Genomic DNA, 12091 nt, shown 5'->3' with positions numbered 1-12091 from the left:
AGATCGCAGCCTGCGGCAGCTCCTACAGAGGGAGACCGTGTTTCAGGCGAGGATTTCGAAGGCCGTACTGGCCAACCGCTCGCCATTCACCAGCACATGCACCGCATGCCTGCCCGCGTAATGCCGGCGGGTGGTCAGTTCCTTGATGTGCTGGCCGCGGGTGATCGGTTGTGTGGCGTTGCCTGGTAGCGTCAGGGCCTTGAGCTTGAAGACCTTGGCCGAGGTGCTGCCATTGGCCTTGACGTAGTCGATGGCGTAATCGATCACCAGGCGCTGGCTGTTGTGTACCGTGGACTTGACCGCAAAGGACAGGGTGATTTTTTCGCCGAGCCCGATCACCGGCGGATTGACCTGCACATCGATGATCTGGACCTCAGGTTTGCCCCCCGCGCCAATGATCGCCAAGGCGCGCAGGTTGCCTTGTTTGATCAGGCTGCGCAGGGCATGCCTGGCGATCCATGCGGTGTGCGGGTTGTCCAGCGACCAACCCTCGATCAGGTCCAGTACCCACTCGGGTTGGTCCTTGGTGATGTCGTTGAGGTGGTTGGCCACGGACTTGCGCACGTAAAGGCTGGGGTCGGCCTTGAGGTTGTCGAGGATCCCGGCGGCCAGTCGCGGGTCGGCCTGGACCGGCTCCAGGCGAAACGACCAGGGCAGGCGCGGCCGGCAACCTTCGCTGGCGAGGCGCCGGACATGTTCGTTGGCGTCCAGCGACCAGTCGTGCATCAATTGCAGCGAGCGTTGCAAATCGTCGCGCAGGAAATGGCGGATGGCGAATTCCGAAGAACCGAACGCAGTGAAGTACTTGAGCGCCTCCATCGACAGTTCGAACCGCTCCGCACCATAGGTCGCCACGTAATGCGGCAGGCACATGCTGACAAAACCGCTGTTGAGGCGAGGGGCGAGGGCGCGCAGCACTTCCAGCGACGCTTCATAACCCAGCGGCAATACCGCGTGCAGGCATTCGCTGACCCGCGCCAGGCGCTGCATCACCGACAATTCGGCCAGGCCATGGTTGGCCAGTTTCAGGAAACCCTTGGCGTCGAAGTCGGGATACACCGCTGTCATCTCGGCGGCGATGTGCCGCAGGCGCTCGGCGTTGAAGATTTCCTTGAGAGCGGTGTCGCCAGCCATGTTGGAGTCCGTGTGTGATAGGGGCGGGTTGCCGGCCAGGGGGCCGGCAAGTTCATCTCAACCGTTCTTCGCCTGCTCTTCCAACTGGTCCGATTCGAATAGCCGTGCCAGTTCCGCCCGCGCTTCCTGCGCCGTCTGCTTGACCTTCACCGCGTCGTCGTAAATCGCGTGCTGGGCATCGAGCACCTGTTCATCATGATGCTTGAAGCGCTTGATCCGGGCATCGGCCTGTTCGGGCGTCAGTCCCAGGCCGATCAATGTCTGCCGGCTCATTTCCAGACTGGAGTAAAAGGTTTCGCGCACCGCATGGGCGCCCAGGTCCACCAGACGATGCACATGCTGGCGGTTACGGGCGCGGGCAATGATCTTGATGTGCGGGTACAACTTGTGCACCAGTTCGGCGGTCTTGATGTTGGTGTCCGGGTCGTCGGTGGCGATGACGAAGAACTCGGCATCGGCGACCTTGGCCGCGCTGAGGATTTCCGGACGCATCGGGTCGCCGTAATACACAGGTACGCCGCCGAAGCTGCGCGACAGTTCGATGGTTTCCACCGAGGTGTCGAGGGCCACGAACTTGATATTCTGAGCCCGCAGGATACGCGCGACGATCTGCCCCATACGGCCCATGCCGGCGATCACCACACGGGGCTCATCGGCGTCGATTGCGCGAAACTGCTCCGGAACCACCACCGGTTGCACCTTCGGGCTAACCAGTCGGGCGCACAACAACATCAACAGAGGCGTCAACGCCATCGACAGGGTGATCGCCAGCACCAGCAAGTCGTGCAGGCGTGTATCGAACAAACCATGATCACGGCCGATCTTGAACACCACAAAGGCAAACTCACCACCCGCCGCCAGCACGATGCCCAGGCGAATGGCGCTGATCTTGTTCAAACCGCCGGCCAGGCGGCCGACGACAAACAGCAACGGCAGCTTGACAGCGATCAGCAGCACGGTCAGCCCCAGCACCACGATTGGCTCGCGCAACAGCAGGCCGAGGTTGGCGCCCATACCGACACTCATGAAGAACAGCCCCAACAGCAGGCCCTTGAAGGGTTCGATCTGTGCTTCCAGCTCGTGCCGGTATTCGGAGTCTGCCAGCAGCAAGCCGGCAAGAAATGCACCGAGGGCCATTGAAATACCGGCCAGGTCCATCAGCCAGGCGGTGCCCATCACCACCAGCAAGGCGGTCGCGGTGGACACTTCCGGCAAGCCGGTCTTGGCGACCACGCGAAACACCGGACGCAGCAAGTAGCGTCCGCCGATCACCACAATGGCAATGCTGACCAGCACGCGAAGGCCCTGGTTGACATCGTCGACCGCGCTGACGTTTGCGCTACTGCCTGCCAGCAGCGGCACCATGGCGATCAGCGGGATCGCGGCGATGTCCTGGAACAGCAGGATCGCGAACGCCAGTCGTCCGTGGGGGCTGGTCAGTTCCTTGCGCTCGGCCAGGCTTTGCAGGCCGAAGGCGGTTGACGACAGCGCCAGGCCCAGGCCCAGCACGATCGAGGTGTTCAGCGGTTGCCCGAAGACATACAGCGCCAATACGCCCAGCAGCGCACCTGTCAGCAGTACTTGCGCCAGACCGACGCCGAACACCGCCTTGCGCATCACCCACAAGCGTCGTGGCGACAACTCCAGGCCGATGATGAACAGCAGCAATACCACGCCGAGTTCAGAGATGTGCGCGACACTTTCCGTATTGCCGATCAAGCCCAACCCCGAGGGGCCGATGATCACGCCGGCAAACAGATAACCCAGCACCGCGCCCAATTGCAGGCGCTTGGCCAGGGGAACGGTGAGCACGGCGGCGAGCAGAAATACGACTGCGGCTTGCAACAGACTGCCTTCATGGGGCATTAGAAAAACTCCATCAACTCGGTACGGCGGGTCGACAAGGATAAAGGCTGGTCTGGGTTCAAGGCTATCGCGCAAAACAGTTGTCGAGCGGACATCGCCACCGCACTACAACAATTCGCCCAGGTCCCAGAGCCGTACAAGCTCAGCGGGGGCCTGGTTTTCCGGTACTTTCAGCACCATCTGGTCGTCCTGTTCGCCTGCGCGGTAGTGCAGCTCGATCTGGTAAAAGCGCTGATCCCCCCCGCCCGAGGCCGAGTCGGCCAGCGGCAGGCACCCTTCGAGCAGGCCACAGAGGCGCGAACGCTGCTCGAGATCGCATTGCGCAAATTCGATTTCCCGGGGGCGCGTCAGGGCCTGGATCGCGGCGAAGCCACCTTGGCGCGACAGGCGCACAACGGCCCGGTCGTCCAGTGTCGGCAGGGTTTTCATGGTGCCTCCTGCGTCGTATCGACGCCTACCTGTGACCAGCCGCGGTGCACCACCCGCGCTTCATTGGCGCTGAAGCGCCGACGCGCATGCTCGACGGTGAGTTTTGCAAAGGCACTGAATGACGTCTCATGGCTCAAGCGCTTGTCACACAGTGCGTCGTACCAGATGAGCCCGGCTGCTTCCCAGGCGAATCCACCCAAGGCCTTGGCGGCCAGGTAAAACGCCCGATTGGGAATACCGGAATTGATGTGCACGCCGCCATTGTCCTCCTGGGTGATCACGAATTTGCGCATATGGTCCGGTTGCGGGTCCTTGCCCAGCAGCGGGTCGTCATAGGCGGTGCCCGGGTGGGCCATCGAGCGCAAACCGACGCCCTTGATGCGCGGGGTCAGCAAATCCGCGCCGATCAGCCAGTCCGCCTGGTCGGCGGTGTGCCCCAGTAGATACTGCTTGGTCAGCACGCCAAACACATCCGACAGCGATTCATTCAGCGCCCCGGACTGGTCGGCGTACACCAGGCCCGCTTCGCTCTCGACCACGCCGTGGGTCAGCTCGTGCCCGACCACGTCCAGCGAACGGGTGAAGCGCTGGAAGATTTCGCCATCGCCGTCACCGAAGACCATCTGCGAACCGTTCCAGAAGGCGTTCTCATAGTCCTGGCCATAATGCACGCTGCCGATCAGGGCAAAACCCTTATCGTCGATGGAGTCGCGGCCCAACACTTTCCAAAAGAAATCGTAGCTGGCCCCCAGCGCGTCGTAGGCCTCATCGACCGCCGGATCACCGCTCGGCGCCTGACCTTCGAGGCGCACCGGCATGCCGGGCAGGAGCATCTTGCCCTGGGCATCATGCACACTGCGCTGCACCTGGCCACGTTTGGCGGGTGCCGGCAGGATCGCGGCGGCAGCCGGACGCACCGGTGGGCCAGGCGTATGCCGAAGGGTACGCACATGGGCCAATGTGCTCATTGCGCTGGAACGCTGGTGTTCAGATCCATGCGCGACGATACGGTGCAGAATGTAGGGGGGAATGAAACTGCGCAGGTCAGTCATCAGAGCATCCTTTCTGAGCACGAAGTCGATACTTATGTGAGCGGCGCAGGGGTATTCGGTTCCGCCGGTTGCCATTGGCAGCGGTTTCTGCGAAAACCTGCGTCCGCGCCCGCAAGTCCAGGGCACTGTAGATGAGTTAAGAACATGAACGACGAACTGCAAATCATTGATCTTGAACCGGGTGACGGCAAGACCGCCGTCAAAGGCGCACTGATCACCACCCAATACCGCGGCTGGCTGGAGGACGGTAGCGAATTCGACTCATCCTACAGTCGAGGCAAGCCGTTCCAGTGCGTGATCGGCACCGGTCGGGTGATCAAGGGTTGGGACCAGGGCCTGATGGGCATGCAGGTCGGTGGCAAGCGCAAATTGCTGGTCCCGGCGCACCTGGCCTACGGCGAGCGCACGATGGGCAAGATCCCGCCGAATTCGAACCTGATATTCGAGATTGAATTGCTGGAAGTGCTGACGCGGGACGATTGAGTGTGGAGCATGGAAACTCGAACGCCGATCCGTTGAGACCGTTTGTATCCCTGTAGGAGCGAGCATGTCGAATCGTACAGGGGAAAGAGCGGCAAAAAAAAGCGCCGCCCTCGAATTCGGGGGCGGCGCTTTTTTATTGCCGTGGACGTCAGGTCAAACCTTGACGATCCAGCCCGCTGGCGCTTCGACATCGCCGGTTTGCACGCCGGTCAGCTCTTTGTAGAGCTTCTGGGTGATCGGGCCGACTTCGGTTTCGCTATGGAACACGTGCAGGTGGTCGTTGTAGCTGATGCCGCCGATTGGCGTGATCACGGCTGCGGTACCACAAGCGCCGGCTTCCTTGAAGTCCGACAGCTTGTCGATGAACACGTCACCTTCGATCACTTCCAGGCCCAGGCGCGATTTGGCCAGCTCGATCAGCGACAGGCGGGTGATGCCCGGCAACACCGACGGCGAGTTCGGGGTCACGAACTTGTTGTCGTGGGTGATCCCGAAGAAGTTGGCCGAACCGACTTCTTCGATTTTGGTGTGAGTCATCGGGTCCAGGTAGATGGCGTCGGCGAAGTGGGCCTTCTTGGCCTGGGAGCCTGGCATCAGGCTGGCGGCGTAGTTGCCACCGACCTTGGCGGCGCCGGTGCCTTGCGGGGCCGCGCGGTCGTAGCTGGAGATCAGGAAGTTGTGCGGGGTCAGGCCGCCCTTGAAGTAGGCGCCGACCGGGATGCAGAAAATCGAGAAGATGAACTCGGGCGCGGTACGCACGCCGATGTTGTCACCCACGCCGATCACGAACGGACGCAGGTACAGCGCGCCGCCGGTGCCGTAAGGCGGGATGAAACGCTCGTTGGCGCGCACCACTTCCTTGCACGCTTCGATGAACTGCTCGGTGGACACCTGTGGCATCAGCAGGCGCGCGCAGCTGCGTTGCATGCGTGCGGCGTTCTGGTCCGGGCGGAACAGGTTGATCGAACCGTCCTTGCAGCGGTAGGCCTTCAGGCCCTCGAAGCATTGCTGGCCATAGTGAAGGGCTGTGGAGCCTTCGCTGATGTGCAGCACATTGTCTTCGGTCAGGGTGCCTGCGTCCCACTCGCCATTACGCCAGTGCGACAGATAGCGCTTGTCGGTCTTGATGTAGTCAAAACCCAGCTTGTCCCAATTGATGCTTTCGTTACCCATGACACCCTCTATCACTTAACAACCGCCGAAACGGTTCAATGTTTCTGACGTTTTCTGGATGGGGACAACAATACTTCATTCCGGACCCATTTCGCAGCCCGGATTTTTGATCGTTCCCATGCTCTGCGCGGGAATGCCTCAATGGACGCTCCGCTCTTGGGACTCGGAGCGTCCCGGGCTGCATTCCCACGCAGCGCGTGGCAACGATCTTGCGTTGGGTTTAGAGGTGCAATGCATGCCCCAAGGCACGCAACGCCGCTTCCTGCACCGCTTCGCCCAACGTCGGATGCGCATGGATGGTGCCGCCGATGTCTTCCAGCCGCGCACCCATTTCCAGGCTTTGCGCGAATGCCGTGGACAATTCGGAGACGCCGACGCCCACCGCCTGCCAGCCCACGATCAGATGATTGTCCCGACGAGCGACCACGCGCACGAAGCCGCTCCTGGACTCCAGCGTCATTGCCCGGCCATTGGCGGCGAACGGGAAGTTCGACACGATGCAGTCAAGACCTGCCGCCTTGGCCTCGTCCGGGGTCTTGCCGACTACCACCAGTTCCGGGTCGGTAAAGCAGACGGCGGCGATGGCGGTGGGGTTGAACTCGCGGTGCTTGCCGCTGATCAGTTCGGCCACCATCTCGCCCTGGGCCATGGCCCGGTGGGCCAGCATCGGCTCGCCACTGAGGTCGCCGATGGCGTAGACGTTGCGCATGCTGGTCTGGCAGCGGTGATCGATCTTGATCGACGCGCCGTTCATCGCAAGGTCCAGCGCTTCGAGGTTCCAGCCCTCGGTGTTTGGCTTGCGTCCCACGGCCACCAGTACCTGATCGGTTTCCAGGTTCAGGATGCCGCCATCCGGGTCACGTACTTGTAAGGTATTTGCTGATGAATCAAAGCCTTGCACGCTATGCTTCAAGTAAAGCTTCACCCCAAGTTTCTTCAATTCTTCGTGCACGGGCTGGGTCAGTTCGCCGTCGTAGGCCGGCAGGATGCGTTCCTGGGCTTCGACCACGCTGACGTCGGCACCGAGCTTGCGATAGGCAATCCCCAGTTCCAGGCCGATGTAGCCGCCACCCACCACGACCAGGCGTTTGGGCACGGATGTCGGTGCCAGCGCTTCGGTGGAGGAGATGATCGGCCCGCCAATAGGAAGCATCGGCAAGTTCACGCTTTTGGAGCCAGTGGCCAGCACCAGGTGCTCGCACTGGATGCGCGTGTCGCCGACGTCGACGGTTTTGCCGTCGACGACCTTGGCCCAGCCTTGAACGACCTGGACCTTGTTCTTTTTCAGCAGGGCGGCGACACCGGTGGTCAGGCGGTCGACGATACCGTCCTTCCATTCCACGCTTTTGCCGATATCCAGGGTCGGCGCCGAAACGCTGATACCCAGGGCCGAATGCTGGTTGTGGTTTTGCGTCTGGTGGAACTGTTCAGCCACGTGAATCAGTGCCTTGGACGGAATGCAGCCGATGTTCAGGCAAGTGCCGCCCAGGGATTGGCCTTCCACCAGGATGGTCGGGATGCCCAGTTGGCCGGCACGGATCGCCGTCACATAACCGCCAGGGCCGCCGCCGATGATCAGCAGCGTAGTGTGTAAAGTTTGCATGGTGCTCTCCAGCAAAAATCAGTCCACAAACAGGGTGGCGGGTTGTTCGAGCAGGCCGCGCACGGCCTGGATGAATTGTGCCGCGTCCATGCCGTCGACCACCCGGTGATCGAAGGAGCTGGAGAGGTTCATCATCTTGCGGATCACGATCTGGCCTTTGATCACCATGGGCCTCTCGACGATCTTGTTCACGCCGACGATCGCCACTTCCGGCAGGTTCAGCACCGGGGTGCTGACGATGCCGCCCAGCGCGCCGAGGCTGGTCAGGGTGATGGACGAGCCGGACAGTTCGTCGCGGCTGGCCTTGCCGTTACGGGCGGCCGTGGCCAAGCGGGCGATTTCAGCGGCACTGTCCCACAGGCTGCGAGCCTCGGCATGGCGCACCACGGGCACCATCAAGCCGATATCGGCCTGGGTGGCGATACCGACATGCACCGCGCCCAAACGGGTGATGACCTGGGCTTCGTCATCGTAGCGCGCGTTAATCTGCGGGAAATCACGCAGGGCGACGACCAGGGCGCGCACCAGGAACGGCAGCAAGGTCAACTTGCCGCGGCTGGCACCGTGTTTTTCGTTGAGGTGCGCACGCAGTTCTTCCACGGCAGTGACGTCGATTTCCTCGACATAGCTGAAATGGGCCGCGCGTTGCGTGGCGTCCTGCATGCGCTGGGCGATCTTGCGCCGCATGCCGATCACCGGGATCTGTTCTTCGTCGTTGCGCTGGGCGTAAGGGCTGCTGACGGTCGACGCATTCGACTGACCCTGGGCCAGATAGGCCTCGAGGTCTTCGTGCAACACACGACCCGCCGGGCCGGTGCCACGAACCAGGCGCAACTGGATACCGAGGTCCAGCGCATGCTTGCGCACTGCCGGGGAGGCCAGGGGACGCTCATCGGCTTCGCGGGCCACCATAGGCCCCTGGCAGGCGGCGGCTTTCGGTGTTGCGGCAGCGATCGGTTTGGTCTCCACTGCGGTTTCGATTTTCGGCGCAGCGACCGGTGCTTCTTTCACCGGTGCCGGTTGCGCAGACTCCCTGACGTTGCCCGCGCCTTCGACTTCGATGCTGATCAGCACGCTGCCGACCGCCATCACTTCACCTGGCTGACCGCCAAGGGCAATCACCTTGCCATGCACCGGCGACGGAATATCCACCATTGCCTTGTCGGTCATGACATCGGCCAGCACCTGATCTTCGACGACCATGTCGCCGACCTTGACGTGCCACTGTGACAACTCAACTTCTGCAATGCCTTCGCCAATGTCCGGCATCTTGATAACGTGCGTGCCCATTCAGACCTCCATGACCCGTTTCAACGCCGCGCCCACACGGGACGGCCCAGGGAAATACGCCCACTCTTGCGCGTGCGGGTAGGGGGTGTCCCAACCGGTGACGCGTTCGATCGGCGCTTCCAGGTGGTGGAAGCAGTGCTCTTGCACCAGTGCCGTCAATTCGGCACCGAAACCGCAAGTACGAGTCGCTTCGTGGACGATTACGCAGCGCCCGGTTTTCTTCACGGACTTGACGATGGTTTCCAGGTCCAGCGGCCAGAGGCTGCGCAGGTCGATGACCTCGGCATCCACGCCGCTTTCCTCGGCGGCCACTTGCGACACATACACAGTGGTGCCGTAGGTCAGTACCGTGACGTCCTTGCCTGGACGAGCAATGGCGGCGACATCGAGCGGCACGGTGTAATAGCCGTCTGGAACCTGCGCGGCGGGGTGTTTCGACCAAGGGGTTACCGGACGGTCGTGGTGGCCGTCGAACGGACCGTTGTACAGGCGCTTGGGCTCAAGGAAGATCACCGGGTCATCATTTTCGATGGAGGCGATCAGCAGGCCCTTGGCGTCGTAGGGGTTGGACGGCATGACGGTGCGCAGGCCGCACACCTGGGTGAACAGGGCCTCGATACTCTGGCTGTGGGTCTGGCCGCCGTAGATACCGCCACCGCAAGGCATGCGCAAGGTCAACGGCGCGGTGAATTCGCCGGCCGAGCGATAGCGCAGGCGCGCGGCTTCGGAAATGATCTGGTCGTAGGCCGGGTAGACGTAGTCGGCGAACTGTATCTCCACCACCGGGCGCAGCCCGTAGGCGCCCATGCCTACTGCAGTGCCGACGATGCCGCTTTCGGAGATCGGCGCGTCGAACACCCGGGAGGTGCCGTACTTGGCCTGCAGGCCTTCGGTGCAGCGGAATACGCCGCCGAAGTAACCGACGTCCTGGCCGAACACCACGACGTTGTCGTCGCGCTCAAGCATCACATCCATGGCCGAGCGCAGGGCCTGGATCATGGTCATGGTGGTCGTGGTCATGGCGGTATCCAGCTGGATATTGTTGTTGTGATCGTTCATGTCAGATCCCCAGCTCTTGACGCTGGCGCTTCAAATGCTCCGGCATCTCTTTATAGACATCTTCGAACATGGTCGCGGCGCTTGGAATCTGGCCGCCGGCAAGGGTGCCGTACTGTTCGGCTTCTTTCTGCGCGGCGATCACCTCGGCTTCCAGTTCGGCGCTGACGGCGGTGTGCTCTTCTTCGGACCAGTGGCCAACCTTGATCAGGTGCTGCTTGAGGCGCGCGATCGGATCGCCCAACGGGAAGTGGCTCCAGTCGTCGGCAGGACGGTACTTGGATGGATCGTCCGAGGTGGAATGCGGGCCGGCGCGGTAGGTGACCCATTCGATCATGGTCGGGCCGAGGTTGCGGCGCGCGCGTTCGGCGGCCCAGGCAGAGGCGGCGTAGACCGCGTAGAAATCGTTACCGTCGACCCGCAGCGAGGCGATGCCGCAACCGACGCCACGCCCGGCGAAGGTGGTGGCTTCACCACCGGCAATCGCCTGGAAGGTGGAGATGGCCCACTGGTTGTTGACCACGTTGAGGATTACCGGCGCACGGTACACGTGAGCGAACGTGAGAGCGGTGTGGAAGTCCGACTCGGCGGTGGCACCGTCGCCGATCCAGGCCGAGGCGATTTTGGTGTCGCCCTTGATCGCCGAGGCCATGGCCCAGCCTACGGCCTGGACGAATTGGGTGGCGAGGTTGCCAGAGATGGTAAAGAAACCGGCGTCTTTGACCGAGTACATGATCGGCAGCTGACGTCCCTTGAGCGGATCGCGCTCGTTGGACAGCAGTTGGCAAATCAGGTCCACCAGGGGTACGTCGCGGGCCATCAGGATGCTTTGCTGGCGGTAGGTCGGGAAGCACATGTCGTCGATGTTCAAGGCCAGGGCCTGGGCACTGCCGATGGCTTCTTCGCCGAGGCTCTGCATGTAGAACGACATTTTTTTCTGGCGCTGGGCGACCACCATGCGGTTGTCGTAGATCCGCGTCTTGAGCATGGCACGCATGCCTTTGCGCAGGATGTCCACCGGTACGCCTTCGGCCCACGGGCCCAGGGCATTGCCCTGGTCGTCGAGCACGCGAATCAGGCCACGGGCCAGGTCTGCCGTGTCAGCCGGTTCCACGTCGATAGGGGGTTTGCGCACTGTGCCGGCGTCGGTCAGGTGCAGGTAGGAGAAGTCGGTCTTGCAGCCGGGGCGACCCGAGGGTTCGGGGACGTGCAGGCGCAGCGGTTCGTACGCTTGGTTCATGGCTTCTACGCTCGATCTTGTGAATTTCTTGTAGTGAGCTGACAGATTTCGTTCGGTGGAAGAAATCTTGTCCTACAACAATCATAGGCCCGGCCAAGAAGAATATTTCTCTGTGTTTCGTTGCGCTCAAGATCATTTCCAGATAAAAAATCTGCATAAACATAAAAAACAGGTGTTTTTGTCTCATGCGCAAACTGGACCGTACCGATATCGGCATTCTCAACAGTCTCCAGGAGAACGCACGCATCACCAACGCCGACCTGGCACGCTCGGTCAACCTGTCACCGACGCCATGCTTCAACCGGGTCAAGGCGATGGAGGAGTTGGGCTTGATTCGTGAGCAGGTGACCCTGCTGGATGCCGATCTGCTGGGGCTGCACGTCAATGTGTTCATCCACGTCAGCCTGGAAAAGCAGGTGGAGGAGGCGTTGCAGCATTTCGAAGAGGCGATCTCCGATCGGCCCGAAGTGATGGAGTGCTACCTGATGGCCGGCGATCCGGATTACCTGATTCGGGTGCTGGTGCCGACCATTCAGTCGCTGGAGCGCTTCATGATGGATTTCCTCACCAAAGTCCCCGGCGTTGCCAATATCCGTTCGAGCTTTGCGCTCAAGCAGGTGCGCTACAAGACGGCGTTGCCGTTGCCGGCCAACGGCTTGACCTTGGGTACCTGATACGGTGCTCCTGCCTTGATCGTTCCCACGCTCCGTGTCACTAGTGTCCGGTAAACATGTTTCATAGCTGAAGGCTGCCTTGGGCAGCCTT

The 12091-nt window shown here is 61.7% G+C and carries 11 protein-coding genes; 2 read left to right on the top strand and 9 right to left on the bottom strand.

Going from position 1 to position 12091, the window contains the following annotated elements; translation table 11 throughout:
* Positions 1-42: 42 nt before the first annotated feature.
* The 4 genes from QLG10_RS29005 to QLG10_RS28990 form a co-directional block, all read right to left on the bottom strand.
* Positions 43-1134: a DNA alkylation repair protein gene (locus QLG10_RS29005; RefSeq protein WP_282488438.1), complete on the bottom strand. Its 1092-nt coding sequence runs from the start codon at positions 1132-1134 to the stop codon at positions 43-45.
* Between the two features lie 57 nt (positions 1135-1191).
* Positions 1192-3000, bottom strand: coding sequence for a monovalent cation:proton antiporter-2 (CPA2) family protein (locus QLG10_RS29000; protein WP_282488437.1), 1809 nt, complete (start codon positions 2998-3000; stop codon positions 1192-1194).
* Between the two features lie 105 nt (positions 3001-3105).
* Positions 3106-3429: a protealysin inhibitor emfourin gene (locus tag QLG10_RS28995; protein WP_110751447.1), complete on the bottom strand. Its 324-nt coding sequence runs from the start codon at positions 3427-3429 to the stop codon at positions 3106-3108.
* Entirely contained in the window at positions 3426-4481 is a 1056-nt protein-coding gene (locus QLG10_RS28990) for a M4 family metallopeptidase (protein WP_110751449.1), read from the bottom strand. Before QLG10_RS28990 ends, QLG10_RS28995 begins: the two co-directional genes overlap by 4 nt.
* A 144-nt stretch (positions 4482-4625) precedes the next feature.
* Between QLG10_RS28990 and QLG10_RS28985 the strand changes: the two genes are divergently transcribed.
* On the top strand, positions 4626-4964 hold the full coding sequence (locus tag QLG10_RS28985; protein WP_110751451.1) for an FKBP-type peptidyl-prolyl cis-trans isomerase: 339 nt from the start codon (positions 4626-4628) through the stop codon (positions 4962-4964).
* A gap of 153 nt (positions 4965-5117) precedes the next feature.
* Here QLG10_RS28985 and QLG10_RS28980 read toward each other — a convergent pair whose 3' ends face one another.
* The 5 genes from QLG10_RS28980 to QLG10_RS28960 form a co-directional block, all read right to left on the bottom strand.
* Positions 5118-6137 carry a branched-chain amino acid aminotransferase gene (locus tag QLG10_RS28980; RefSeq protein WP_110751453.1) on the bottom strand — a complete coding sequence of 340 codons (1020 nt, stop codon included), beginning with the start codon at positions 6135-6137 and terminating at the stop codon, positions 5118-5120.
* A gap of 220 nt (positions 6138-6357) precedes the next feature.
* Entirely contained in the window at positions 6358-7740 is a 1383-nt protein-coding gene (gene lpdA / locus QLG10_RS28975; RefSeq protein WP_248677132.1) for a dihydrolipoyl dehydrogenase, read from the bottom strand.
* 18 nt (positions 7741-7758) lie between these two features.
* Positions 7759-9030, bottom strand: a complete 1272-nt coding sequence (locus tag QLG10_RS28970; protein ID WP_110751457.1) for a dihydrolipoamide acetyltransferase family protein — start codon at positions 9028-9030, stop codon at positions 7759-7761.
* Complete coding sequence (locus tag QLG10_RS28965) at positions 9031-10089, bottom strand: alpha-ketoacid dehydrogenase subunit beta (protein WP_020798523.1); 1059 nt, start codon at positions 10087-10089, stop codon at positions 9031-9033.
* 1 nt (position 10090) lies between these two features.
* A complete protein-coding gene (locus tag QLG10_RS28960) occupies positions 10091-11326 on the bottom strand; it encodes a 3-methyl-2-oxobutanoate dehydrogenase (2-methylpropanoyl-transferring) subunit alpha (RefSeq protein WP_083348943.1) in 1236 nt (411 codons plus the stop codon).
* Positions 11327-11511: 185 nt separating this feature from the next.
* On the opposite strand from QLG10_RS28960, the gene bkdR reads away from it, so the two are divergent.
* Complete coding sequence (gene bkdR, locus QLG10_RS28955) at positions 11512-12000, top strand: Bkd operon transcriptional regulator BkdR (RefSeq protein WP_008059350.1); 489 nt, start codon at positions 11512-11514, stop codon at positions 11998-12000.
* Positions 12001-12091: the final 91 nt, after the last annotated feature.

Origin of the sequence: Pseudomonas sp. V98_8 (assembly GCF_029967975.1) — a bacterium.
GTDB classification, from domain to species: domain Bacteria; phylum Pseudomonadota; class Gammaproteobacteria; order Pseudomonadales; family Pseudomonadaceae; genus Aquipseudomonas; species Aquipseudomonas umsongensis.
The sequence above is the reverse complement of the archived record's forward strand: the minus strand, read 5'-3'. Positions and strand labels throughout refer to the sequence as shown.

Bases quoted from the DNA above. Each gene is read 5' to 3' on its own strand.
- QLG10_RS29005 (WP_282488438.1), bottom strand. From the start codon at position 1,134: ATGGCTGGCGACACCGCTCTCAAGGAAATCTTCAACGCCGAGCGCCTG.
- QLG10_RS29000 (WP_282488437.1), bottom strand. From the start codon at position 3,000: ATGCCCCATGAAGGCAGTCTGTTGCAAGCCGCAGTCGTATTTCTGCTC.
- QLG10_RS28995 (WP_110751447.1), bottom strand. From the start codon at position 3,429: ATGAAAACCCTGCCGACACTGGACGACCGGGCCGTTGTGCGCCTGTCG.
- QLG10_RS28990 (WP_110751449.1), bottom strand. From the start codon at position 4,481: ATGACTGACCTGCGCAGTTTCATTCCCCCCTACATTCTGCACCGTATC.
- QLG10_RS28985 (WP_110751451.1), top strand. From the start codon at position 4,626: ATGAACGACGAACTGCAAATCATTGATCTTGAACCGGGTGACGGCAAG.
- QLG10_RS28980 (WP_110751453.1), bottom strand. From the start codon at position 6,137: ATGGGTAACGAAAGCATCAATTGGGACAAGCTGGGTTTTGACTACATC.
- lpdA (WP_248677132.1), bottom strand. From the start codon at position 7,740: ATGCAAACTTTACACACTACGCTGCTGATCATCGGCGGCGGCCCTGGC.
- QLG10_RS28970 (WP_110751457.1), bottom strand. From the start codon at position 9,030: ATGGGCACGCACGTTATCAAGATGCCGGACATTGGCGAAGGCATTGCA.
- QLG10_RS28965 (WP_020798523.1), bottom strand. From the start codon at position 10,089: ATGAACGATCACAACAACAATATCCAGCTGGATACCGCCATGACCACG.
- QLG10_RS28960 (WP_083348943.1), bottom strand. From the start codon at position 11,326: ATGAACCAAGCGTACGAACCGCTGCGCCTGCACGTCCCCGAACCCTCG.
- bkdR (WP_008059350.1), top strand. From the start codon at position 11,512: ATGCGCAAACTGGACCGTACCGATATCGGCATTCTCAACAGTCTCCAG.